The sequence below is a fragment of the Streptomyces sp. NPDC101776 genome, assembly GCF_044766845.1.
Taxonomy (GTDB): domain Bacteria; phylum Actinomycetota; class Actinomycetes; order Streptomycetales; family Streptomycetaceae; genus Streptomyces.
On the sequence record NZ_JBIWMV010000003.1, the window covers coordinates 36,582 to 58,950 of the forward strand.

22 protein-coding genes and 1 pseudogene are annotated in these 22,369 nt (G+C 70.2%); 8 read left to right on the plus strand and 15 right to left on the minus strand.

Annotation, left to right across the window (positions count from 1 at the left end; genetic code table 11):
- Positions 1-19: 19 nt before the first annotated feature.
- Positions 20-1,012, minus strand: a complete 993-nt coding sequence (locus ACIRRY_RS11605; protein WP_403970975.1) for an aldo/keto reductase — start codon at positions 1,010-1,012, stop codon at positions 20-22.
- A 125-nt stretch (positions 1,013-1,137) separates the two neighbouring features.
- On the opposite strand from ACIRRY_RS11605, the gene ACIRRY_RS11610 reads away from it, so the two are divergent.
- On the plus strand, positions 1,138-2,028 hold the full coding sequence (locus tag ACIRRY_RS11610; RefSeq protein WP_403970977.1) for a LysR substrate-binding domain-containing protein: 891 nt from the start codon (positions 1,138-1,140) through the stop codon (positions 2,026-2,028).
- Between the two features lie 27 nt (positions 2,029-2,055).
- Positions 2,056-2,571 carry a DUF664 domain-containing protein gene (locus tag ACIRRY_RS11615; RefSeq protein WP_403970979.1) on the plus strand — a complete coding sequence of 172 codons (516 nt, stop codon included), beginning with the start codon at positions 2,056-2,058 and terminating at the stop codon, positions 2,569-2,571.
- On the opposite strand, the gene ACIRRY_RS11620 is transcribed toward ACIRRY_RS11615, so the two are convergent.
- The 3 genes from ACIRRY_RS11620 to ACIRRY_RS11630 form a co-directional block, all read right to left on the minus strand.
- The gene (locus tag ACIRRY_RS11620) at positions 2,553-3,623 is read right to left on the minus strand and encodes an adenosine deaminase (RefSeq protein WP_403970981.1); all 1,071 of its coding nucleotides are present in this window, start codon (positions 3,621-3,623) and stop codon (positions 2,553-2,555) included. The genes ACIRRY_RS11615 and ACIRRY_RS11620 overlap by 19 nt on opposite strands.
- 91 nt (positions 3,624-3,714) lie before the next feature.
- Positions 3,715-4,110: a VOC family protein gene (locus ACIRRY_RS11625; RefSeq protein ID WP_403970983.1), complete on the minus strand. Its 396-nt coding sequence runs from the start codon at positions 4,108-4,110 to the stop codon at positions 3,715-3,717.
- A 131-nt stretch (positions 4,111-4,241) separates the two neighbouring features.
- Positions 4,242-4,613: a BlaI/MecI/CopY family transcriptional regulator gene (locus ACIRRY_RS11630; protein ID WP_403970985.1), complete on the minus strand. Its 372-nt coding sequence runs from the start codon at positions 4,611-4,613 to the stop codon at positions 4,242-4,244.
- 311 nt (positions 4,614-4,924) lie between these two features.
- Here ACIRRY_RS11630 and ACIRRY_RS11635 point away from each other — a divergent pair, with 311 nt between their 5' ends.
- Positions 4,925-5,635 (plus strand): dienelactone hydrolase family protein, encoded by a 711-nt coding sequence (locus tag ACIRRY_RS11635; protein ID WP_403970987.1) that lies wholly within the window; start codon positions 4,925-4,927, stop codon positions 5,633-5,635.
- A gap of 78 nt (positions 5,636-5,713) precedes the next feature.
- A complete protein-coding gene (locus ACIRRY_RS11640) occupies positions 5,714-6,172 on the plus strand; it encodes a pyridoxamine 5'-phosphate oxidase family protein (RefSeq protein WP_403970989.1) in 459 nt (152 codons plus the stop codon).
- Positions 6,173-6,185: 13 nt separating this feature from the next.
- On the opposite strand, the gene ACIRRY_RS11645 is transcribed toward ACIRRY_RS11640, so the two are convergent.
- The 9 genes and pseudogenes from ACIRRY_RS11645 to ACIRRY_RS11685 form a co-directional block, all read right to left on the minus strand.
- Entirely contained in the window at positions 6,186-7,091 is a 906-nt protein-coding gene (locus ACIRRY_RS11645) for an aldo/keto reductase (RefSeq protein WP_403970991.1), read from the minus strand.
- Positions 7,092-7,133: 42 nt separating this feature from the next.
- Entirely contained in the window at positions 7,134-8,504 is a 1,371-nt protein-coding gene (locus tag ACIRRY_RS11650) for an RICIN domain-containing protein (protein WP_403970993.1), read from the minus strand.
- A gap of 135 nt (positions 8,505-8,639) precedes the next feature.
- Complete coding sequence (locus ACIRRY_RS11655; RefSeq protein WP_403970995.1) at positions 8,640-9,695, minus strand: NAD-dependent epimerase/dehydratase family protein; 1,056 nt, start codon at positions 9,693-9,695, stop codon at positions 8,640-8,642.
- An 84-nt stretch (positions 9,696-9,779) separates the two neighbouring features.
- Positions 9,780-10,412: an SRPBCC family protein gene (locus ACIRRY_RS11660; RefSeq protein ID WP_403970997.1), complete on the minus strand. Its 633-nt coding sequence runs from the start codon at positions 10,410-10,412 to the stop codon at positions 9,780-9,782.
- Positions 10,409-10,783 carry an ArsR/SmtB family transcription factor gene (locus tag ACIRRY_RS11665; RefSeq protein ID WP_403970999.1) on the minus strand — a complete coding sequence of 125 codons (375 nt, stop codon included), beginning with the start codon at positions 10,781-10,783 and terminating at the stop codon, positions 10,409-10,411. The genes ACIRRY_RS11660 and ACIRRY_RS11665 overlap by 4 nt, the downstream gene beginning before the upstream one ends.
- A gap of 59 nt (positions 10,784-10,842) precedes the next feature.
- Positions 10,843-12,174 (minus strand): annotated as a pseudogene (locus tag ACIRRY_RS11670) (aldehyde dehydrogenase family protein); the annotation flags it as partial.
- Positions 12,175-12,277: 103 nt separating this feature from the next.
- Complete coding sequence (locus tag ACIRRY_RS11675) at positions 12,278-13,474, minus strand: RNA polymerase sigma factor (protein ID WP_403971001.1); 1,197 nt, start codon at positions 13,472-13,474, stop codon at positions 12,278-12,280.
- Positions 13,474-13,830, minus strand: coding sequence for a YciI family protein (locus tag ACIRRY_RS11680; RefSeq protein ID WP_403971003.1), 357 nt, complete (start codon positions 13,828-13,830; stop codon positions 13,474-13,476). Before ACIRRY_RS11680 ends, ACIRRY_RS11675 begins: the two co-directional genes overlap by 1 nt.
- 91 nt (positions 13,831-13,921) lie before the next feature.
- On the minus strand, positions 13,922-14,398 hold the full coding sequence (locus ACIRRY_RS11685; RefSeq protein WP_403971005.1) for a MarR family winged helix-turn-helix transcriptional regulator: 477 nt from the start codon (positions 14,396-14,398) through the stop codon (positions 13,922-13,924).
- 110 nt (positions 14,399-14,508) lie between these two features.
- Here ACIRRY_RS11685 and ACIRRY_RS11690 point away from each other — a divergent pair, with 110 nt between their 5' ends.
- From ACIRRY_RS11690 to ACIRRY_RS11705, 4 genes are all read left to right on the plus strand, one after another.
- Positions 14,509-15,591 carry a substrate-binding domain-containing protein gene (locus ACIRRY_RS11690; protein ID WP_403971007.1) on the plus strand — a complete coding sequence of 361 codons (1,083 nt, stop codon included), beginning with the start codon at positions 14,509-14,511 and terminating at the stop codon, positions 15,589-15,591.
- A 213-nt stretch (positions 15,592-15,804) separates the two neighbouring features.
- The gene (locus ACIRRY_RS11695; protein WP_403971009.1) at positions 15,805-17,502 is read left to right on the plus strand and encodes a purine-cytosine permease family protein; all 1,698 of its coding nucleotides are present in this window, start codon (positions 15,805-15,807) and stop codon (positions 17,500-17,502) included.
- Between the two features lie 91 nt (positions 17,503-17,593).
- Positions 17,594-18,622, plus strand: a complete 1,029-nt coding sequence (locus tag ACIRRY_RS11700) for an acyl-CoA dehydrogenase family protein (RefSeq protein ID WP_403971011.1) — start codon at positions 17,594-17,596, stop codon at positions 18,620-18,622.
- 92 nt (positions 18,623-18,714) lie between these two features.
- The gene (locus tag ACIRRY_RS11705) at positions 18,715-19,971 is read left to right on the plus strand and encodes a GNAT family N-acetyltransferase (RefSeq protein ID WP_403972232.1); all 1,257 of its coding nucleotides are present in this window, start codon (positions 18,715-18,717) and stop codon (positions 19,969-19,971) included.
- 7 nt (positions 19,972-19,978) lie between these two features.
- Here ACIRRY_RS11705 and ACIRRY_RS11710 read toward each other — a convergent pair whose 3' ends face one another.
- Together ACIRRY_RS11710 and ACIRRY_RS11715 are read right to left on the minus strand one after the other, a co-directional pair.
- Positions 19,979-21,121, minus strand: coding sequence for an LLM class flavin-dependent oxidoreductase (locus ACIRRY_RS11710; protein ID WP_403971013.1), 1,143 nt, complete (start codon positions 21,119-21,121; stop codon positions 19,979-19,981).
- A 35-nt stretch (positions 21,122-21,156) separates the two neighbouring features.
- Complete coding sequence (locus tag ACIRRY_RS11715) at positions 21,157-22,365, minus strand: SfnB family sulfur acquisition oxidoreductase (protein WP_403971015.1); 1,209 nt, start codon at positions 22,363-22,365, stop codon at positions 21,157-21,159.
- Positions 22,366-22,369 lie beyond the last annotated feature (4 nt).

The following is a 22,369-nucleotide window of genomic DNA, read 5'->3' on the forward strand; positions in this document are numbered from 1 at the left end:
CTGACCGCCGAGGCGCTGCCTACGGCTTGACGATCGCGTCGATGCGGGCCAGCTCAGCCGCGTCGAAGTCGAGGTTGCGGGTGGCCGCGACGCTGTCCTCGATCTGCTGCGGGCTGCTCGCGCCGACCAGCGCCGAGGTGATCCGCCCGCCGCGCAGCACCCAGGCCAGGGCGAGCTGGGCGAGAGTCTGGCCGCGTCCCTTGGCGATGTCGTCGAGGGCGCGCAGTCGGCCCACCAAATCCTCGGTGACGGCGTCGGAGTTCAGGAACGGGCTGTCGCTCGCCGCCCGCGAACCCTCCGGGATGCCGTCGAGGTAGCGGGCGCTGAGCAGCCCCTGCTCCAGCGGGGAGAAGACGATGGAACCGACCCGCAACTCGTCGAGGGCGTCGAGCAGACCCTCGTCCTCGGGGCGCCGGTCGAGCATCGAGTAGCGCGGCTGGTGGATGAGGAGCGGGGTGCCCAACTCGCCCAGAATGCGGGCGGCTTCGCGGGTCTGCTCCGCCGAGTAGTTGGAGATGCCGACGTAGAGCGCCTTGCCCTGCTGGACCGCGGAGTGCAGGGCGCCCATCGTCTCCTCAAGGGGAGTCTCCGGGTCGGGGCGGTGCGAGTAGAAGATGTCGACGTAGTCCAGACCCATGCGCGTGAGGCTCTGGTCGAGCGAGGACAGCACGTACTTGCGCGAACCCCACTCGCCGTAGGGGCCGGGCCACATCAGATAGCCGGCCTTGGTGGAGATCACCAGCTCGTCGCGGTACGACCCGAAGTCCGCCTTCAGCGCCTCGCCGAGGGCGGACTCGGCGGCGCCGGGCGGCGGGCCGTAGTTGTTGGCGAGGTCGAAGTGGGTGACGCCGAGGTCGAAGGCGCGGCGCAGGATGGCGCGCTGGGTGTCGACCGGGCGGTCGGGCCCGAAGTTGTGCCACAGGCCTAGCGAGATCGCGGGGAGCTTCAGACCGCTGCGTCCGGTGCGCCGGTAGGGCAGGTCCGCGTAGCGGTCGGGGTGTGCGGTGTACAACGCGACTCCAGAGGGGTTGGCACACGGGATACCGGTTCCAGGGAACCGCCCTCCACTCTGTCCGACCTGCGGGCAGTGGTCCAACAGAAGAATCCGATGGAATTCAGCGGTTACGCTTCTCAATCATGGAGCTGCGTCATCTTCAGCATTTCATCGCCGTCGCCGAGGACCACCACTTCACCCGGGCGGCGGAGCGGCTGATGGTGTCCCAGTCGGGCCTGTCGGCGTCGATCCGCGCCCTGGAGCGGGAGTTGCAGACCCCGCTGTTCGTGCGCACCACCCGCCGGGTCACGCTCACGGAGGCCGGCCGGGCGCTGCTCGGCGAGGCGGAGCGCATTCTGGCGCAGGTCCGGTCGGCGCACGAGGCGGTGGCCGCGGTACAGGGCGTGCTGCGCGGCACGCTGGCGCTGGGCACCGAGCAGTGCATCGCCGGGGTGCATGTGGCGGGACTGCTCGCCACGTTCCGGCGACGGCACCCGGATGTGGAGATCCGGCTGCGGCAGGCGGGTTCCGGGGCGCTCGCGGAGGAGGTCGCGGCCGGGCGTCTCGACCTGGCCTTCGCCTACCGCACGCAGGCGGACACCGACCAGTTGCGCTCGGTGTCGATCACCAGTGAGCCGATGACCGTGCTGTGCCATCCCAGCCACCGGCACGCGCGGACCGGCGCGGCGGTGACTCCGGACGACCTCGGCGGCGAGGTCTTCGTCGACTTCCACCCGGACTGGGCCTCGCGCCGCACCACCGACGCCGTCTTCGCCGCGGCGGGCGTACGCCGGACCGTGGCGCTGGAGGTCAACGACGTGCACAGCCTCCTCGACCTGGTCGACGAGAACCTCGGTGTCGCGGTGGTCCCCCAGCACTTCCGCCACAAGCGCGAGTCCCTCACCGCGCTCCCCCTCAAGGGGACCGGCGAGGAAGTGTACGAGACGGTGGCCCTGCTCCCGCCCCCGCAGGCCACCAGTCCGGCGGCCCGGGCCCTGATGACCCTGCTCGAAACGGGGACTCCGGCCGCATGAGCGACGGCGATGCGCGATGGTGGTCGTATGCATGCCAACGACATCCTCATTGACGCGTACGGCCGCGTCCAGGAAGAAGTCCATGCCGCCCTCGACGGCCTGACCCCGGACCAACTGCACGCGCGCGTGGCCGCCGACGCCAACTCCATCGCCTGGCTGGTCTGGCACCTCACCCGCATCCAGGACGACCATGTCGCCGACGCCTCCGGCCTCGACCAGGTGTGGCTGACCCAGGGCTGGGAGAAGCGCTTCGGACTCGATCTGCCGCCCCGGGACCACGGATACGGCCACACCTCCGAGCAGGTCGCCAAGGTGCGCGTCGAGTCGGCCGGGCAACTGACCGGGTACTACGACGCCGTGCACGAGCAGACGCTCGAGTATCTGCGCGGACTGGTCCCCGAGGACTACGAGCGGATCGTGGACGAGCGCTGGGACCCGCCGGTCAGTCTGGGCGTACGGCTGGTCAGCGTCCTGTCCGACGACCTGGAGCACGTCGGACAGGCGCAGTACGTGCGGGGGCTGCTTCAGAGCGCCGAGGCGTAACCCGGCAGGACGACGTCCTCGATGAGGGCCTTGCGCTCGTCGTACGGGATGAACGCGCTCTTCAGGGCGTTCACCGTGACCGTGCGCAGGTCCTCGACCGTCCAGCCCGCCTCCTCGACCAGGAGGGACATCTCGCGGGTCATCGTCGTACCGGACACCAGTCGGTTGTCGGTGTTGAGGGTGACGCGGAAGTCGAGGTCCTTCAGGGCGGTGATCGGGTGCTCGGCGATCGAAGTGGCCGCGCCCGTCTGGAGGTTGGAGGTCGGACACATCTCCAGGGCGATCCGGCGGTCCCGCACCCAGCCCGCCAGCCGGCCGAGCTTCCCGTCGACGATGTCCTCGGTGATGCGGACGCCGTGCCCGATGCGCTGGGCGCCGCACACCTGGAGCGCCTGGTGGATGCTGGGCAGGCCGTGCGCCTCACCGGCGTGAATGGTGAACGGGACGCTCTCGCGGCGCAGGTGCTCGAACGCGGCGAGATGGTCGGCGGGCGGGAAGCCGTCCTCGGCCCCGGCGATGTCGAAGCCGACGACACCGGCGTCCCGGAAGGCCACCGCGAGGTCGGCGGCCTCGGCGACCCGGTCGAACATCCGCATCCCGCACAGCAAGGTCCGCACCTGGACCGGGGTCCCGGCCGCGGCGGCCTTGGCCATTCCGGCCGCGAGCCCCTCCTGCACGGTCTCGACGACCTCGCTCATCGCGAGCCCACCGTTGGTGTTCAACTCCGGGGCGTAGCGCACCTCTCCGTAGACGACACCGTCGGCGGCCAGGTCGAGGACGTACTCCTCGGTGGCGCGCAGCAGTCCCTCGCGGTTCTGGAGCACGGCGAGGGTGTGCTCGAAGGTGGCGATGTAGCGCACCAGATCACCGGAGTTGGCGGCGTCGAAGTACCAGGCGGCGAGCTCGTCCGGGTCGGTGGTGGGCAGGGTGTGCCCGACCGTCTCCGCGAGTTCCACCACGGTGGCGGGGCGCAGGCCGCCGTCGAGGTGGTCGTGCAGCACGGCCTTGGGGAGCAGGCGGAGGGCGTCGGCGTCTATGCGCGTAGATGACATGTGCGGTCGTTCCTCGGTCGTCGTTCGGTGAGCGGAGTGGGGCGGCCCGAGCGGAGTGGGGCGGCCCGAGTGGGGCGGGCGCTACGAGAGGTCAGCCGGCGGGCTGGAGCAGGTCCCAGCGGTTTCCGTACAGGTCCTGGAAGACGGCGACGGAACCGTACGGCTCGTGGCGCGGCTCCTCCAGGAAGGTCACGCCCGCGGCGAGCATGCGGGCGTGGTCGCGGGCGAAGTCGTCGGTGTGCAGGAAGAAGCCGACCCGGCCGCCGGTCTGGTCACCGACCCGGCCGTGCTGGTCCTCACCTTTGGCGCGGGCGAGCAGCAGTCCGGTACCGGAGCCGTCCGCACCGGGCGGCGCGACGACGACCCAGCGGGAGCCGTCTGGACGGGCCGCGTCCTCGACGAGCCGGAAGCCGAGGGCTTCGGTGTAGAAGCGGATCGCCTCGTCGTAGTCGTCGACGACGAGGGTGACCAGGGCGATACGGCTCATCGGGGGCTTCTCCGTGCGGGTTCCGGGCGAGGGGATTGACGGGTGAGGTTATACGTAAAACGTGTCCCGCGCCAGTCCGATTCGGAAGCACCCGCGCACACGGCCCACCGAACCGCCCCCCTCGCCGACCGTCACCCCTCACCAGACTCGAGAAGGTCACGCAGCACCCGCTCGTCGTCAGGGCCGAGCTGAGCGACGAATCGGGCGAGCACCGTCTCCCGGTCGCCGTCCCGGTCCAGTTCCGTGTGCATACGGCGGGCCGTGAGCCCCTGCGCGTCCTGCACCGGGAAGTAGGCGTAGCCGCGGCCCCGACGCCGGCGCTCCACGACACCCTTGTCGTGCAGCCGGGTCAGGATCGTCGTCACCGTGGTGCGGGCCAGTCCCGCGCTGAGGCTCAACTGCACCTCCCCGGGGGTCTGCGGGTCACCGGCGGCCCAGAGGGCGGCCATGACGGTGGCCTCCAGCTCACCCGCCGGTCGGCGTTCGTCCTTCGCGTCGGACATGGGAACGATCCTCACCCCGTCTTCGTCTACGGTTCAGTAGACCGTCTACAGAATTGTAGTCACTTGGGTGCCGTCTCGTCACCGCGCCCGTGTGCCCGTCTCCGCCCGCCCATCATGAAAGGGCCGTCGACGACGACTGCTGCGGAGCGTGGCCACCCGAGGGGTGGTCCGTGTCGGGCAGGAAGCCAGAGCCGGATGACCGAAGGAGGGGCCGGAGCGACCCCCGGACGCGCTCGTGACAGGCTGGAGATCACGTCGGGCTCCGCCCCGGCGACGCTTCGTCCCGCACCGCCGTACAGGAGTTGAGCGCCATGTCCTCCGAGCTGCCGAAGTCGACCGGAGCCCCGGCCCGTCAGAACGTCACCTTCCCCAGCGCCGGGGGCACCGCCCACGGCTACCTCGCGCTGCCGCCGTCCGGGAGCGGTCCGGGCGTGATCGTCATCCAGGAGTGGTGGGGCCTGACCGACCACATCGCCGACGTGGCCGACCGGCTCGCCCAGGAGGGCTTCGTCGCGTTCGCCCCCGACCTCTACGGCGGGAACGTGGCACACGAGAGCGACGAGGCACTGCGCATGATGCTGGCCCTCCCGGTCGCCCGCGGTGTCGAGCTGCTCTCCGGCGCGGTCGACCACCTGCTGTCCCTGCCCGAGGTCACCTCGGAGACGGTCGGCGCGGTCGGTTTCTGCATGGGCGGCGGCTTCGTGCTGTACCTCGCCGCGGCCGACCCGCGGGTGAGCGCGGCGGTGCCCTTCTACGGCGTGATCCAGGGCGAACTGCCCGACTTCTCCGGCCTGAAGGCAGAGATCCTCGGCCACTACGGCGAGCTGGACGAGAGCATCCCGGTCGCGGGCCTCGACGCACTGCGCGAGCACATCCAGAAGCAGTCCGGCATCACCGCGGACCTGCGCCTCTACCCGGCGAACCACGCCTTCTTCAACGACGGCCGCCCGGTCTACGACGCCGACTCCGCCACCCGCGCCTGGGCGAGCACGGTCCCGTTCCTGCACGAGCGGTTGGGCTGACGCTCCGCCGCCCTCGGACCGGAGCCCTACGACCCTGGCCCGAGGCGCCACGCGGGCGCCGCCGGTAGCGTCCCGGGCATGAAGATCACCGTGCCGCCCCGCGGCCCCGAAGAGCGCCGGCGTGACGTACTGGCAAGACTGGAGCGGGAGTCGGACATCTGGGTGGCCTCGGCGGACACCGACGGGCTGCCCTGTCTGGTCCCGCTGTGGTTCGTCTGGGACGGGCAGCACGTCTGGCTGTCCACCCGGCCCACGAACCCCACGGGCCGCAATCTCGGCACCGGGCGGCGGACCCGGCTCGCCTTCGCCGACACCCGGGACGTCGTACTGATCGACGGCGAGGTGACGGCCTTCACCGGCCGGGACGTCCCGGCAGCCGCGGCCGGGTCCTTCCACACGAAGTACGGCTGGGATCCCCGCGAGGACCGCGCGCCCTACTCCTTCTTCCGCGTACGGCCGCTGTCCGTCCAGGCATGGCACGAGCAACGCGAACTGCCCCAGCGCCATCTGATGCGGGACGGCGCCTGGCTGGTGTGAGCCGCGCTCGCGCTCAACCGGCCTTCCGGTGCAGCTCGTCGAGCCGGGCCAGTTCGTCCTCCGTGAATCGGATCGCGCCCGTGGCCACGTTCTCGGTGAGGTGATCGGGGTTACCCGTGCCGGGGATGGCGAGGACGTGCGGACCCTGGGCGAGGGACCAGGCGAGGCGGAGCTGGGCGGGGCTGACGCCGTGGGCGTCCGCGATGGCCAGCACCTCGTCGTCGTGGGCGGTGGTGGCGCCCTGCGGGCCCGCCGCTCCCGCGATGGCGAAGAACGGGACGAAGGCGATGCCCTGTTCCCCGCAGATCCGCAGCATGTCGTCGGTCTCGGGGCTGGAGGAGTCGAGCCCGAACCGGTTCTGCACACTCACCACCGGCGCGATCTCCTGCGCCTCGGCCAGATGCCGGGGCTCGACGTCGGAGATCGCGAGGTGCCGGACCAGACCCTCCTCGCGGAGTTCGGCGAGCGCGCCGAAGTGCTCGGCGATCGAGTCCTGCCGCATCCGGCGCAGATAGACCACGTCGAGATGGTCCCGCCCGAGCTGGCGCAGGTTCTCCTCGACATGGCCCCGCAGGTCGTCGGGGCGGGCCGAACTGCCCCACTCCCCCGAGTAGTTGCGGAAGGGGCCGACCTTGGTGGCGATCACGAGGTCGTCGGCGTAGGGGGCGAGCTCGGAGTTGATGAGTTCGTTGGCCGACCGCAGGGACGAGAAGTAGAAGGCGGCCGTGTCGATGTGGTTCACACCGAGTTCGATCGCCTTGCGCAGCACGGCGATCGAGCGCTCGCGGTCGCTCGGTGTCCCGAGGTTGAAGGCTGCGCTGCCCGTCAGCCGCATCGCGCCGAAGCCGATGCGGTTGACGGTCAGGTCGCCGAGTTTCCAGGTGCCCGCGGCGGCCGCGGTGATCTTCTCCGAAGTCATCAGCGGAGTTTCGCACACACACGCGGCACGGCCGTCCGCACTTTACGGATACGTGTAGCTGTTCAGGGAGTTGACGGCGGAGGCCGGGTCACCGAGGTCATAGCGGTCCACGGCAAGGAAGTTGGGCTTCTTGCGGGCGGCCGGCTGGCAGAACCGCTGGGCCCGGTCGAGGACCTTGGTGTTGTCGGTCTGCGCCGTGCCGGCGATGGTCGCGTCACGGAAGTGGTTCATGACGAACAGCGGGCGGAACCCCGAATACGTCTGCGTGAGCGGGACGTTGAGGTCGCTGCCGTACCAGCGGCTGTAGCAGGACCAGTCGGAGGAGCTCGCGCCGGAACCCATGGACCAGTAGTTCTCGACGGTCCACTCGCGCTGGTACATCACACCGAAGCTGTCCCGGGTCAGTCCGGCGGACTCGTCGGAGGCACGGCTGTGGTCGGTGAAGATCAGCAGTCGCTGGTTCGCGGCGATCAGGTCGGCCATCTTCGGCCAGCCGTTCTGCTTCACACCGGTCTGGTCGGGGCGGTACAGCACGTCGTACAGGCCGTTGACGCGGGCGAGTTCACTGCGCAGGACACCCGGGTCGACGTAGTCCTCCAGGAAGACGGTGACGAACTGGTCGGGGTGCGCCTTGAGGAAGTCGACCATGCGCTGGAGGTCGACGTTCAGGGCGACGGGCTTGCTGACCAGGGTGCAGCTGTCGTGGCAGAGGATCGCGCCGTCGGAGGTCTGGTGGAGGTCCAGCATGAACCCCCGTACGCCGTCGGAGAGTTGCTGGTTGATGCCCCGGGACTGGTTCGGGAAGAAGTTCACGAAGGGCGGGGCGAAACCGCCGTCGACCCCGTTGGCGTAGGCGTTGTGCGCGGTGAGGAACGTGACCTGGTCCAGGGTGCGTTGGTCCTGGGCGGGGATCGGCCTGGTCGGTGACGTGACCGGCGTGAGGTACCAGGAGGCGAGGCCGCCGGAGGAGCCGATGGCCAGTTGGGCCGGGTAGTTGGCGCCGGAGGGCTTGGCGCCCACCGTCAAGTAGCTGCTCGTACCCGGGACTTGGAGCGTGTACTGGTCGCCGCCGGTCGGCGTGATCTGCCAGGCCGCGTCGGCGCTGGTGCAGGCCACGGTCTTGGCCTGACCGCCCGAGCGGCCCAGGCAGCTGCCGGCCGTGTCGGTGCTCTCCAGGACGTACGAGGATCCGCTCGTCCGGAGGTTCCACTGCTGGTGGTCCTCGTTGCCCTTGGGGTTGTGCTGCTCCACCGCTCCCCCCTTGTCGGCCGCGTTGAGCCCGGTCGTGGCGCTCTGGACGTAGTAGGTGCCCGGCGCGGGGACCGCGTCGGCGGCTCCGGCCGGTGGAGCGACGATCGCCGCCGACAGCGCGGCGGCGACGGCGACGGCGAGCAGGGCGTGGGGGGGTCGCATGGGTGCCCTTCGATTCGGGTGTGGTCAGGCTCATGACACCGAAAAGGTGATCGGGCCACACCCAAGCGCCTATGGTCTGAACCAGTCAAGAGGCGTGACCCGTCCGCGGGGTGAACGGCGCGGGACGGGACCCGGTCAGCGTGATCTCCTCAACTCCCGCCAGGCCACGTGGTGATCGAGGAGGGTCTCCTCCAACGGCCGGTAGTCGATGCCCAGTTCCTTCACACCGCGCCGGTTGTCGACCGGGAAGCTGATCCCGAGGTGCTTGCGGATGTAGTCCTGGGTGAGCCCGAACGCCGGGCCCAGGACGCGCACCGGCCAGTGCGGGAGTCCGTGCCGGGGCAGCCGGTAGTCGCGCGGGAGGCGCTGCCGCAGGGCGCGTGACATGTCGAGGAAGGACGCCATCCGGGCGGCCGCGACGATGTAACGGCCGTGCGCGTCGGGGTTCTCCGCCGCCGCGATGTGCGCGTACGCGACGTCCCGCACATCGGCGACGGTGAAGCTGAAGTCGGGTGCCCCGTAGAAGAAGTAGCCCTTGAAGAGCTCGTCGAGGAGGAACAGGCTGCCGGAGTCGGAGGCCGGGGTCAGTGAAGGGCCAAGGATCAGACCGGGGTTGACGGAGACCATGCGCCAACGGGTCTGTGCCTGTTCCACGTCCCAGGCGGCGTGTTCGGCGACCGTCTTGGCGTAGTGGTAGGGGTTGTTCTCGACCGTGCTGGTGGTGTTGAAGTAGTCCTCGGAGAGGGTCTCGTCCCTCATCGCCCGGACGTCGACGTAGTCGCCGAAGATCGCGCCGACCGTCGAGGTGAACACCAACTTCTCGACGGCCGGGGTGCGTTCGATCCCGGCGAGGACGTTCCGGGTGCCGGTGAGCGCCGGCTCGACCACATCCCTTCGGCCGTCCTTGATCTTCTCCGGCATCAGGAACGGCGAGGCCACATGGAACACGACCCGGCAACCGTCCATCGCCGCGTCGAAGGAACCCTCGGCCAGCAGATCGGCCTCGAACAGCTCCAGTTCACCCGGGAGTTGCTCCCGCATGGCCCGCAGCGGCGCGACCTTCGCCTCGTTGCCGAGGGACCGCACGGTGGTGTGCACCCGGTAGCCGCGCTCCAGCAACTGCCGGACCAGATGGCTGCCGACGAATCCGCTGCCGCCCGTGACCAACACCGTCTCGCCGCCGACACTCATCCCTGGCTCCGATCACCCGTGGCATCCAGCGCGCACGCTACAACGGTGATCGGTCCCGGGTCAGCGCTTCGGCCGCTACGGCCCTCAACTCCCCTCGCCCGTATAGGCGGCCGTCGTCCGGTCGGCCGCCTCGCGGGCCACCGACTCGTCCTCGCCGCTCGCCACGTTCGCCGCGAACCATGCCTCGCTGCTCGACGTGACGAAACGGCGGCCCTCCTCGGACGCCAGCCAGGCCATGGCGTCCTCGGGCTTGACGGGACTGGTGCCCGACAGGTTGCCGTCGAGCCCCAGGAGGACCGAGTCCCAGCCGACGCCCACCGCGCCGGGCCCGAACTCGGCCCACTTCGTGTCGTCGACATGGGCGATGTGCTCCAACTCGAAGCGCGTCCCATCGCCCTCGGGCGTCAACCGCAGCTCGATCCAGCTCACTTCACCGCCGAACTCCCAGGTGGCGAAGAAGCCGCTGGGCGGGTCGCAGCGCTCGACGGTGCCGCCCGCGTTGCCCTGCAACTGGTACTTCCCGCCCAGCCGCAGTTCGCCGGTGACCGGCAGGAACCAGCGCGGGATGCGTTCGGGGTTGGTGCAGGCGTCCCAGACGTCGGTGACGGGTGAGTCGTAGGACTGGCTGATGGTGATCACGCGGGCTTCGCCGGCCTGGAAGTCACGGCGGCCGACCTTGCGGGTCACGGCGTTGATCTGGTGGGTCACGTCGATCATGGGGTGCTCCTTGACTCGTCGGGGCTGTCGTCGGCGGCCTCGCGCAGTCGGCGCTCGCGCTTGCCGCGGGCCAACTCGGTTGCCAGGGCGTCGAGATGCGGGGTCCAGAAGCGACGGAACCGGTCGAGCCAGGCGTCGACGTCCCGCAGTGGCTCGGGGTCGAACGCGTACAGGCGCCGGGTGCCGTCCGGCCGTACCGTCGCGAAACCGTTCTCCCGCAGCACCTTCAGATGCTGGGAGACCGCGGGCTGCGTGATCCCGAACTCGCGCCGGACGACCTCGCTGACCGCGCCGGCGGGCTGCTCGCCCTCGGCGAGCAGTTCCAGGATGCGGCGGCGCACGGGGTCTCCGAGCACATCGAAAGCGTGCATGCGCCCCAACGTATCACCAGTCACTTATATAAGTGACTGGTGATACATGATGGGTACGGTCAGGCCAGCGGCTTCTCCAGCAGGGCCTTGCGGTGGCTGAACGTCTCGATCGAGTAGCGGCCGTGGTAGTTGCCCATGCCGCTCTCGCCGACGCCGCCGAAGGGCAGGTCGGAGACGGTGAGGTGGGCGAGCGGGAGGCCGTAGCCGACGGCGCCGGAGGAGGTCTCGGCGGCGATCCGGGCACGGGTGTCGGCCGAGTCCGTGAAGACGTACAGGGCGAGGGGCTTGTCGCGGTCGTTGATGAAGTCGATGGCCTGGTCGAGGCCGGGCACGGTGACGATCGGCAGGATCGGGCCGAAGATCTCCTCCGCCATGACCGGGGCCTTCGGGTCCACGTCGGCGAGGACGGTCGGCGCGATGTACTTGTCCGTCCGGTCACTGCGTCCGCCGACGACGACCCGGCCGGAGTCGAGCAGCCCGGAGAGCCGGTCGAAGTGGCGCTCGTTGACGATGCGGCCGTACTCGCCGTTGGCCTGCGGGTCGGCGCCGTAGGCCTTCTCGACCGCGCTCGCCAGCAGGGGTTCGAGCGCGGCGGCGGTCTCAGGGTCGGTCAGCACATAGTCGGGGGCCACACAGGTCTGGCCGGCGTTGAGGAACTTGCCGCGTGCCAACCGATCGGCCACGACGGCGAGATCGGCGTCGCGGTCGACGAACGCCGGTGATTTGCCGCCGAGTTCGAGGGCGACGGGGGTCAAGTGCTCGGCGGCGGCGCGCAGGACGATGCGGCCGACCGCGCCGTTGCCGGTGTAGAAGATGTGGTCGAAGTGCTCGGCGAGCAGGGCCGTGGTCTCCGGGATCGCGCCCTCGACGACGGCGACCGCGTCGGTGTCGAGGTACTCGGGCAGCAGCCGGGCGATGACGGCCGAAGTGGCCGGGGCCAGCTCGCTGGGCTTGAGGACCACCGCGTTGCCCGAGGCCAGCGCACCCACGACCGGGGTGAGCAGAAGCTGCACCGGATAGTTCCAGGGGGCGATCACGAGGACGACGCCGAGCGGGTCGTATTGCGTCCAGGCGGTCGCGTCCGTACCGAGATGGGCCGGTACGGGGGCGGACTCGGGGCGCAGCCACGCGTCGAGGTGGTCGAGGGTGTGGTCGATCTCGCGGACCGTGAAGCCGATCTCGGTGCGCTGGGACTCGGCCGCGCTCTTGCCGAGGTCGGCGTGGAGGGCGGTGGCGAGGTCGTCGCCGTGCTCCGTCAGCAGGTCGCGCAGCCTGCGCAACTGCGTGGTGCGCCACTCGACGGGCTTGGTGCGGCCGGTGCGGAAGGTGGCGCGCAACCGGGCCACGATGTCGGCGGGCTGCTCGGGACTGGACTGGTTCACGGTGCCTCGCTGCTGGTGCGTGGGGGTTCTGGACGGTCAGGTGTATATAGCAACCATTCTTGCACCGGGAAAAATTCCGGTGCGCACATGGTCACCCTCCGTCCCTCGGCTGTCACATCCGTACGAGTTCCCGGCGCCGTCGTTCCAGATAGCCGCGCTCCGCCGCGCTCTCGGTCCGGGCGATGGCCGTCTCGTACGCCCGCACCGCCTCTGTGTCGCGGCCCAGGCGTCGCAGCAGATCGGCGCGCACGGCGTGCAGGACGTGGTAGTCGTCGAGGTCCAGCCCGTCCACGAGGTCGAGGGCCTTGCGGGGACCGTCGACCTCGGCGACGGCGACGGCCCGGTTCAGGGCGACGACCGGGCTCGGGGCGAGGGCCATGAGCTGGTCGTAGAGCTGGAGGATCTGTCCCCAGTCGGTCGCGTCCGCGCTCGACGCGTCGCTGTGCACGGCGTTGATCGCGGCCTGGATCTGGTACGGCCCCGGGTTGTTCAGCCGCAGACACCGCCGGACGAGTGACTGGCCGTCGGCGATCAGCTCGCCGTCCCACCGGTCGCGGTCCTGCTCCGGCAGCGGCACCAGCTCACCGTCCGGGCCCTGTCGTGCGGCCCGGCGCGATTCGCTGAGCAGCATCAGCGCGAGCAGGCCGGCCACCTCGGGCTCGTCCGGCATCAGCTCGGACAGCAGACAGCCGAGACGCAGGGCTTCGGCACAGAGTTCGGGCGAGCCGGTGTAGCCCTCGTTGAAGATCAGGTAGACGACGGCCAGGACTCCCTTGAGCCGGTCGGGGAGGTCGGCGTCGCGTGGCACCCGGTACGGAATCCGCGCGTCCCGGATCTTGGCCTTGGCACGGACGAGGCGTTGGGCCATCGTCGGCTCGGGCACCAGGAAGACCCGGGCGATCCGGGCGGTGGTGAGCCCGCCGAGCAGCCGCAGGGTGAGCGCGACCTGGGCCTGGGTGGCGAGCGCGGGGTGGCAGCAGGTGAAGATCAGACGGAGCCGTTCGTCGCGCACGGGACCCTCCTCGGCGGGCGCGTCGGACGCGTACAGCAGGGCGGCCTCGCTGTGCCGGGCCGCCCGCGAGGACTCGCGGCGCAGCCGGTCGATCGCGCGGTTGCGGGCGGTCGCGATGATCCACCCGGCCGGGCTCGGCGGCACACCGGTCTCCGGCCACTTCTGTACGGCCGTGGTGAAGGCGTCCTGGACCGCTTCCTCGGCGAGGTCGATGTCACCGAGGAAGCGGACCAGGACCGAGACCGCCCGCCCGTACTCGGCACGGAAGACGGCCTCGATGTCGGTGTCGAACGGCATCAGTCCTCGGACGTGTTCATGAAGGGGCGCACCTCGACGGGCAGCGTGGTGGCCCAGATCGCCCGCTTGCCCCACTCGAGCGCCGCGTCCAGGTCGGCCGCCTTGATCAGACACAGCCCGCCCAGATACTCCTTGCCCTCGGCGAACGGGCCGTCGGTGATCAGCACGTCGCCGTCCTTGGGGCGCAGCACGGTGGCCGTCTCCGGCCCGTGCAGCCCACCGGCGAACACCCAGGCGCCGGCGGCCTGGAGCTCGTCGTGGAAGATCTCCAGCTTGCGGACGATCTCCGCCATCTCGTCGGGCCCGGGCATCTGGCCGTCGGTCGGGGTGATCACGCTGAGCAGGTAGTGCTGCATGACGTCCTCCATGGAACAAGGGGCTCTCGAACCCTCCGGGGGTTCTCTCACCTCCTACACGAACGCCATGGTCCCGGATCGACACCGCACCTCAGGAAACCGGCAGGATTTTCTCCGCCGGCTCGTCCCCGTCCTGATGTGCGGGCTCCTGGTCCAGAGCCGCCGTGAGCCTCGCGAGCAGTCGTACGAGATCGCCCTGGTCGTCGATCGCGTCGAGCAGCCGGGTCTGGTCGGCGAGCAGGCGATGCGCGGCCCGTTGGTGGAGGGTGCGGCCGCGCGCGGTGAGATGGAGCAGGACGCGGCGCCGGTCGGCCCGGTCGGGGCGGCGGTGGACGAGATTGTCGGCGACCATCCGGTCCACCAGCTTGGTCAGGCTAGGCGCGGGCATCAGGACCTGGTCCGCTATCTCGGTCATCGGGTGCCCCTTGCCGTCCGCGATGACCGACAGGACGCGCCACTGCTCCACCGAACAGCTCTCTTCGGCCAGGACGACGGTCATGCGCAGGCCCAGCCGCCGCTCGGCGTGGCTCAGCAAGTGGGCGAGGCCCGGCGACGGTACGGACGACATTGCCGCTGTCCTTCCGGTAGGTCTACTGTGCGGTTCAGATTACGAGCCTCTGCGAGGGCGCCGGGGCCGGGACCGGTTTCCGTGCCCTCACGCCCTCACGGAGGTGGCCTGTGCATCCCCTGCCGCCCGGGCGGATCAGCGGCCCGGTCAGGACGTTGGTCGTGGCACTGGTCGTACCCCTGCGAGGTCCGGCGGGCGTCTTCGGGCCCTCCTGCGAACTGGCCGCGCAACTCGCCGTCGAGGAACTCAACGCCACCGGTGGGGTGTTGGGCCGTGAACTTCGCCTGATCGTGGTGGACGGCGGCGCCCCGGCGGAGCAAGTGGCCGCCGAGGTCGAGGTGTTGGTGTCGATGCGCGCGGTCGACGCGGTGGTCGGCTGGCACACCTCGGCGGTCCGTAAAGCGCTGGTGCCGCGTATCGCGGGCCGGGTGCCCTACGTCTACACCGCGCAGTACGAGGGCGGTGAGCGCACCCCCGGGGTGTTCCTGACCGGCGAGACCGACGCGGCCCAACTCCTGCCCGCCATGCGCCTGTTGGCGGAGGAGACGGGCGCGCGCCGCTGGTGCACGGTGGGCAACGACTACGTGTGGCCGAGAGTCACCGCCCGGGCCGCGCGGCACTACGCCCAAAAGTGCGGCGGCCGGGTGCGCGACGAGGTCTTCGTCCCGCTGGGCACCTACGAGTTCGGCCCGGTGCTGCGGCGCGTCGAGCGGTGCGAGGCGGACGCCGTCCTGATGCTGCTGGTCGGCGACGACGCGGCACGCTTCAACAGGGCTTTCGCCGCCCATGGGTTGCACCAGCGGTGTCTGCGGCTGAGCACGCACATGGACGAGAACATCCTGCTGTCCACCGGCGCGGAGGCCACCGAGGGACTCTGGGCGGCGGCCGGCTACTTCGAGACCCTCGCGACCGCCGAAAGCCTTGATTTCAGCGGGCGTTACGCGGCCCGCTTCGGTGTGGAGGCGCCCGTCGTGGGCAGCCTGGGCGAGTCGTGCTTCGAAGGCGTACGACTGCTGGCGGCCCTGGCCGAGCAGGCGCGGTCGCTCGACGTGGGCACCATGTGCGCGGTGGGCGGCAGCGTCTCGTACGAGGGCCCCCGGGGCGTACTGCGTCTGCACGGCAATCACCTCCGCCAACGGCTGTACCTGGCGCGGGCGGACGCCTTCGACTTCGACATCGTCGCCCAACTCTGACCTCCCCCATCCTTCTCCGATGGAGGCTACCTTCCTCCAGAAATAGTTTCCACAGGAAGCATTGATTAAATCTACGCGCGTCGCCAAAAGAATTTTGAAAGCTTCCTCATTTAAAGAACGCGAAACGGCCGGGAAACAATTCGGCGTGACTCTTCCGTCCAACTCCCCCGGGCCGTCCGGGAGATGACCACACCCGTGGAAGAAGGAAGTGTCGTGACGGAGATCGTCGACAAAGAGGCGCCGGCAACGGCAGCCGGACGGACCTATAACGACTGGGCGAAGAACGACACGCTGGAGGACTACTCGCTGCGCTACGCGCCGAAGTCCTTCCGCCGCTGGACGCCGTACGTGGTGGCCACCACCGCGCTCGGCGGCATCGCGTACCTCGCCGACTTCGCCATCGGCGGCTCGATCGCGATCTCGAACGGCTTCTCCAGCGCCATGGTGGCGATCCTGGCGGCGGCGGTGACGATCTTCCTCACCGGCATCCCGATCTCGTACTACTCGGCCAAGTACTCCATCGACATGGACCTGTTGACCCGGGGCGCCGGCTTCGGCTACCTCGGCTCGACCCTCACGTCGGTCATCTACGCCAGCTTCACCTTCATCTTCTTCGCCCTCGAAGGCTCGATCATGGCCCAGGCGCTGGACCTGGGCCTGCACATCCCGCTCGCGGTCGGCTACTTGATCTGCTCACTGATCATCCTGCCGCTGGTGATCTACGGCATGACCGCGCTCTCCAAGATGCAGGTGTGGACCCAGCCGGTGTGGCTGGTGCTGATGGTCGCGCCGTTCGTGTCCATCGCGATCCAAGAGCCCGGTAAGTTCTCGCAGTTCACCCACTTCGCGGGCAACTCCCCCACCGGTTCGAGCATCAGCGTGCTCGGGGTCGGCGCGGGCGCCGGTGTGGCACTCTCCCTCATCGCGCAGATCGGTGAGCAGGTCGACTACCTGCGCTTCATGCCCGACAAGACCCCGCAGAACGCCAAGAAGTGGTGGGGCGCGGTGCTCTCCGCCGGTCCCGGCTGGGTGGTCCTCGGCGCGGCGAAGCAGATGGGCGGCGCCTTCCTCGCCTTCTACATCGCCGGCAGCGTGGGCCTGGCCAAGGCCAACGAGCCCATCCAGCAGTACGTGCACGGCTTCAAGACCTTCGCCGCCCCGGTCGCCCTCGGCCTCGCCACGTTCTTCGTGATCCTCTCCCAGGTGAAGATCAACTCGACGAACGCGTACTCCGGTTCACTGTCCTGGTCGAACTTCTTCTCCCGCCTGACACACCGTCACCCGGGCCGCGTGGTCTACATCTTCCTCAACGTCGGCATCGCGCTGGCCCTGATGGAGGGCGGCGTCTTCGGCTTCCTCAACACGGTGCTCGGCTTCTACTCCAACGTGGCGATCGCCTGGATCGGCGCGGTCGTCGCCGACCTGGTCATCAACAAGCCGCTCAAACTCAGCCCGTCCTACATCGAGTTCAAGCGCGCCCACCTGTACAACTTCAACCCGGTCGGCTTCGGCTCGATGCTCATCGCGTCGGCCGTCTCCATCGCCGCGTACTTCGAGGCGTTCGGCGACTACGGCAAGGCGTACTCCCCCTTCATCGCCCTGTTCCTGGCGATGGTCCTCTCGCCCCTGTTCGCGTACCTCACCAAGGGCAAGTACTACATCGCCCGCCTCGACGACCTGGAAGAGCCCCTGCTCGACGCCGACGGACTCCCCTCGGCCGTCATCCTCAACTGCACCGTCTGCACAACGGACTTCGAACGTCCCGACGTGGCGAACTGCCCCTTCCACTCCGGCCCGATCTGCTCCCTGTGCTGCAGCCTGGAGAAGGACTGCCACGACTCCTGCAAGAGCGCTCCCGGCGCCACCGGCCCGGTCGACCTGGCGATGCCCGCCGTACGCGCGGCGGACTGACCACCACGTTGCCACCGCTCCGGCCCGCGTCCTACGACACGGGCCGGAGCGTCGCGCGTGACCGCCCCGCCGGATCGGCAGGATCACCCGCATGACCTCGCACTCCCTCATCACCCGAGCCCGCCGCCTCGCGGACGACCTCCTCACCCCGCACGCCGAACAGGTCGACCAGGAGGGCGTCCCGGCGACCCACATCGAGGCGATCAAACAGTCCGGGCTGCTGGGCGTGAGTGCCCCCGTGTCCTACGGCGGCTCGGCGGCACCCGGCGCGGTGGCGAGGGAGACGGCGGAGATCCTGGCCGGGGCATGCTGCTCGACGTGGTTCGTCCAGACGCAGCACCACACACCGGTCATGACGTTGACGAAGAGTGAACTCCCGGTGCGGGAAAGCCTGTTGGGCCCACTCGCGCGAGGTGAACTGATGTCCGGGGTGGCGTACGCGCACCTGCGGGCGTACCCCCGCGTCCCGGTACGGGTGACACGGGAGCGGGGCGGCTGGCGGTTCGACGGGACGGTGCCCTGGTACACGGGCTGGGGCCTGAACGACGTCATGCTGCTCGCGGGGGTGACGGACGCGGACGAGGCACTGTTCGCGTTCACGGAGGCACGGGAGCAGCCCGGTCTGCGCCCCTCGACCCCGATGCGGCTGGCGGCGCTCACCGCTTCCCGGACCGTGTCGCTGGAGTTGAACGACTTCTGGCTGCCGGACGACGCGGTGGCCCTGCGCACGCCGTACGCGGAGTGGGCGAGGATCGACCGCCCGAAGCCCACGAACGCCTCACCGGCGGTGTTCGGAGTCGCGGCGGCGGCCCTCGCCCTGCTCGACGACGACACCGCCGACCCGCTCCGCACCCGCCTCGACGAAGTACGTAAAGCGGCCTACGCCCTGGCCGAACACCCGGTACCGCACGAGCACCTGGCCGAGCGGCTGGCCCTCAGGACACAGGCGTACGAGGTACTGATGACAGCCACGACGGCGGCCGTGGTGGCCGGCGGCGGCAGATCCCTGTCCTTGACGAGCAGGGCCCAACGCCTCGCGCGCGAGGCCCTGTTCCTCCTGGTCCAGGGCCAGACGGCGGAGTCGAGAGCGGCCCACTTGAAAGCACTGGCCGACTCGTAATTCGCTTGACCTGATCGCGGAGCGGCGCTGCACTGTGGCGGTGCATCGCGCGCGGGACGTGGTGCCGGTATCCCCGGGAGGCAGCGACAGTGGTGGAGATCCGTCCCACGACCAACGAGGACCTCGACGTGTTCGTCGACACGCTCCATGCCGCGTTCGGGCTCTTCCCGGAGACCCCGACCGAGGGCGGCGGTCTGTGGTGGTCGGCGCTCGAAATGGACCGCTGCCTGCTCGCCACGACGGCGGACGGACGGCCCGTCGGCACCGCCGGCGCACACTCCTTCGAGCTCACGCTGCCCGGCGAGACCGTCGTCCCGGTCGGCGGGGTGACCGCCGTCGGCGTCCTGCCCTCGCACAGGCGCCAGGGAGTGCTCAGCGCGATGATGCGCCATCAGCTCACCGAGCTGCGGGCCCGCGGGGAGTACCTCTCCGTGCTGCTGGCCTCCGAGGCCCTGATCTACCGCAGGTTCGGCTACGGACCGGCGACGTACACCCAGCGGCTGACGGTGCCGCGCCACCGGGCCGCCCTCGCCCCGCCCCGGGCGGGCGACACGGCTGGCGACTCGGCGTCCGGCCCGGCCTCGGACTCGGCTTCCGGCCCGGCGAGCGGCTCGGTCGAGTTGCTGCGCCGTGCCGAGTGCGGCGAGGTCCTGGAGGAGGTCTACGACCGCTACCGCCGCGCACAGCCCGGCGCGCTGTCCCGGCCGCACCGCTGGTGGGCCCTGCGCGCGGGGCAGCCCCCGATCTCTCCGACGCCTCGCTACGTCGCCGTGCACCGAGACGCCGACGGGGTCCCGGACGGCTATGCCAGCTATGCGCTGGGCGAATCCAAAACCCTGACCGTGGACGAGACCATCGCCACCGACGACGCCGTCTTCACGGCGCTGGCCCGGTTCGTGCTCGGCCACGACCTGGTCGATCAGGTCGTGTTCAGGCACGTCCCGCCCGGCCATCCGCTGCGCTGGCAGCTCGCCGACTTCCGCGCCGTAGAGGTGGGCGGCGACACCGACTGGCTCTGGGTGCGGCTGCTGGACATCCCGCGAGCGCTGACCGCGCGCGGCTGGTCCACGGACGGAGAGCTCGTCCTCGCCGTCGACGACCCGTTCCTCGACGAGCACGGCCGCTATCTGCTGACCGTCCGGGACGGCAAGGCCGACTGCGTCCCGACGGGCCGGGAGCCCGACCTGTCCCTGGACGTGAGCGACCTGGGCTCGGTCTACCTCGGCGGCACCGCCCCGAGCACGCTCGTGCGCGCCGGACACATCCGGGCCCACCGCCCGGGCGTGGCCGCGCTCGCCGACGCCCTCTTCCGGTCCGATCGCTCCCCGCACTGTCTGCACTGGTTCTGACCGCGGCTCAGCCCGCGAACGGCACCTGTGCCTGAGCGGGCTGCTGCCCGCCGACCGGGTGGCGCCAGATTCCCTCCGCGGCCAGCCTCGGCAGCACCCCTTCCCCGAACCAGTACGCCTCCTCCAGGTGCGGATACCCGCTGAGCACGAACTCCTCGATTCCCAGCGCCGCGTACTCCTTGATCCGCTCGGCGACCTCCTCATGGCTGCCGACCAGCGCCGTCCCGGCTCCGCCCCGCACCAGCCCGATCCCGGCCCACAGGTTGGGGTGGATCTCCAGCCCGTCCCGGCTCCCGCCGTGCAAGGCCAGCATCCGCTGCTGCCCTTCGGACTCACTCCGCGCGAGCCCCGCCTGCACGGACTTCACGGTCTCGGAGTCGAACCCTTCGAGCAGCCGGTTCGCCTCGGCCCAGGCCTCCGCGGATGTGTCCCGCGTGATCACATGCAGCCGGATACCGAACCGAAGCGTCCGTCCCTCCTTCGCCGCCAGCCCCCTGATCCAGGCGATCTTCTCGGCGACCTGGGCGGGCGGCTCACCCCAAGTGAGGTACACGTCCACGTACTTGGCCGCGATCTCACCCGCGATCGGCGACGACCCCCCGAAGTACACCTCGGGCACCGGGTCGGGAAGCCGCGCCAACTTCGCGTCCTCGACGCGCAGATGCTCGCCGGCCAGGTCCACGGTCTTGCCGTCCCACAACTGCCGGACGATCTCCAGGAATTCGCCCGTACGACGGTAGCGGTCGTCCTTGTCGAGGAAGTCCCCGTAGGCCCGCTGCTCGTGGCTCTCGCCGCCGGTGACGACGTTGAGGAGCAGCCGTCCGCCGGTCTGCCGCTGGAACGTGGACGCCATCTGCGCGGCGAGCGTCGGCGAGACGAAGCCGGGCCGGAAGGCGACGAGGAACTTCAGGCGTTCGGTGTTCTGGCTGACCATCGCGGTGGTCAGCCACGCGTCCTCGCACCAGGCGCCGGTGGGCGTGAGGGCGCCCACGAATCCCAGGTCCTCCGCCGCGCGGGCGATCTGGCTCAGATAGGCGACCGTCGGCGGCCGGTCCCGTCCGGAGGCGGTGGCGGGGGTGCCGTGACCGCCGCCCACGACATGGCGGCTGTCGCCGTTGGTGGGGAGGAACCAGTGGAAGGTGAGGGACACGCGGGGTCTCCGATCCGGTCTGTCCTGAAGGTGGGTTAGAGGAGGCCGTGGCGGGGTGGCCTGGTGCCGTTGAGCACGTATCTGCCGATGTGCTGGATCTTCCAGCGGGCCGGGTCGTGCAGGGTGTGGGTGCGGGCGTCCCGCCAATGCCGGTGCAGGTTCAGCGAGTTGAGAGCCGAACGTGTTCCCGACACCTCGAACAGCGCGCCCGCCACCTCCACGGCGGCCTGCGCCGCGTACACCTTGGCCGCCGCCACCGCGACGGACGCCTCCGCCGCCGAGTCGTCGCTCAGGTTGGCGCGCGCGGCGTCCACGGCGCGGGCCGCCTGGATCAGCAGGGCCTCGGACGCCCTTACCTGGATGGCGAGTTCGCCGAAGCGCTGGATCAGCAGCGGGTCCTCGGCGGCGGTCTCGACCCCGCTCTCGAACCAGGGCCGGCTCTTCGTCCGTACGAACTCGGCGGCCTCGGCGAGCGCTCCCCCGGCGATCCCGGCGTCGATGGCGGCGTGCAGCAACTGGGCGACTGCGCCGTGGAGTTGGGGTCCCTCGAAGGTGAGGTGGTGCGGCAGGACCCGGTCGGCGGGGACGGCGACCGCCTCCAGCCGGACCGTGCCGCTGGCCGTCGTACGCTGGCCCATGCCGTCCCAGTCGTCGACGACCGTGACGCCCTCGGCGTCGCTCGGGACGTAGGCGACATGGAGGTTGTCGTCCTCGGTGCGGGCGAGCACGGGGATCCAGTCGGCGAAGAGGGCGCCGGTGGAGTAGTGCTTGACACCGGTCAGTTCGTACGAGCCGTCGGGCCGGGCTGTCAGCCGGGTGCGGATGTCCTGGACGTGTTTGGTGCCGGCCTCCGACTGGGCGTTGCCGAAACGGCGGCCGGCGAGCAGTTCGGTGAAGAAGAACTTCTGCTGGTCCGCGGTGCCCTGACGGCGGATCACATTGACGTAGGCGAAGTGGCTCTGCGGGATCTGGGCGAGGCTGCCGTCGGCGGAGCCGAGGAGGCGGAAGATCTCGGCGAGGGTCTGGGCGCTCACGTCGGCGCCGCCGTATTCGGCGGGCACGGTGACGGCGAGCAGTCCGGAGCCGGAGAGCCGGTCCAACTCGGCGCGCGGGAGCCTGCGTTCGGTGTCACGGGCGGAGGCCCCGGCCCGGAACTCGTCGGCCAGCGCGGCGGCGAGGACGAGGGCCTCGGCGTCGTCGGCGATCACATGGGCGGTTGTGCCGGTCGTCCCGTGGTCGGTCATGGTG

Coding starts and splice junctions, on each gene's coding strand:
- ACIRRY_RS11610 (WP_403970977.1), top strand. CDS start 1,138: ATGGAGCTGCGTCATCTTCAGCATTTCATCGCCGTCGCCGAGGACCAC.
- ACIRRY_RS11675 (WP_403971001.1), bottom strand. CDS start 13,474: ATGCCGTTCGACACCGACATCGAGGCCGTCTTCCGTGCCGAGTACGGG.
- ACIRRY_RS11655 (WP_403970995.1), bottom strand. CDS start 9,695: ATGAGTGTCGGCGGCGAGACGGTGTTGGTCACGGGCGGCAGCGGATTC.
- ACIRRY_RS11630 (WP_403970985.1), bottom strand. CDS start 4,613: ATGTCCGACGCGAAGGACGAACGCCGACCGGCGGGTGAGCTGGAGGCC.
- ACIRRY_RS11715 (WP_403971015.1), bottom strand. CDS start 22,365: ATGACCGACCACGGGACGACCGGCACAACCGCCCATGTGATCGCCGAC.
- ACIRRY_RS11640 (WP_403970989.1), top strand. CDS start 5,714: ATGAAGATCACCGTGCCGCCCCGCGGCCCCGAAGAGCGCCGGCGTGAC.
- ACIRRY_RS11665 (WP_403970999.1), bottom strand. CDS start 10,783: ATGCACGCTTTCGATGTGCTCGGAGACCCCGTGCGCCGCCGCATCCTG.
- ACIRRY_RS11645 (WP_403970991.1), bottom strand. CDS start 7,091: ATGACTTCGGAGAAGATCACCGCGGCCGCCGCGGGCACCTGGAAACTC.
- ACIRRY_RS11635 (WP_403970987.1), top strand. CDS start 4,925: ATGTCCTCCGAGCTGCCGAAGTCGACCGGAGCCCCGGCCCGTCAGAAC.
- ACIRRY_RS11660 (WP_403970997.1), bottom strand. CDS start 10,412: ATGATCGACGTGACCCACCAGATCAACGCCGTGACCCGCAAGGTCGGC.
- ACIRRY_RS11620 (WP_403970981.1), bottom strand. CDS start 3,623: ATGTCATCTACGCGCATAGACGCCGACGCCCTCCGCCTGCTCCCCAAG.
- ACIRRY_RS11680 (WP_403971003.1), bottom strand. CDS start 13,830: ATGCAGCACTACCTGCTCAGCGTGATCACCCCGACCGACGGCCAGATG.
- ACIRRY_RS11625 (WP_403970983.1), bottom strand. CDS start 4,110: ATGAGCCGTATCGCCCTGGTCACCCTCGTCGTCGACGACTACGACGAG.
- ACIRRY_RS11700 (WP_403971011.1), top strand. CDS start 17,594: ATGACCTCGCACTCCCTCATCACCCGAGCCCGCCGCCTCGCGGACGAC.
- ACIRRY_RS11685 (WP_403971005.1), bottom strand. CDS start 14,398: ATGTCGTCCGTACCGTCGCCGGGCCTCGCCCACTTGCTGAGCCACGCC.
- ACIRRY_RS11650 (WP_403970993.1), bottom strand. CDS start 8,504: ATGCGACCCCCCCACGCCCTGCTCGCCGTCGCCGTCGCCGCCGCGCTG.
- ACIRRY_RS11615 (WP_403970979.1), top strand. CDS start 2,056: ATGCATGCCAACGACATCCTCATTGACGCGTACGGCCGCGTCCAGGAA.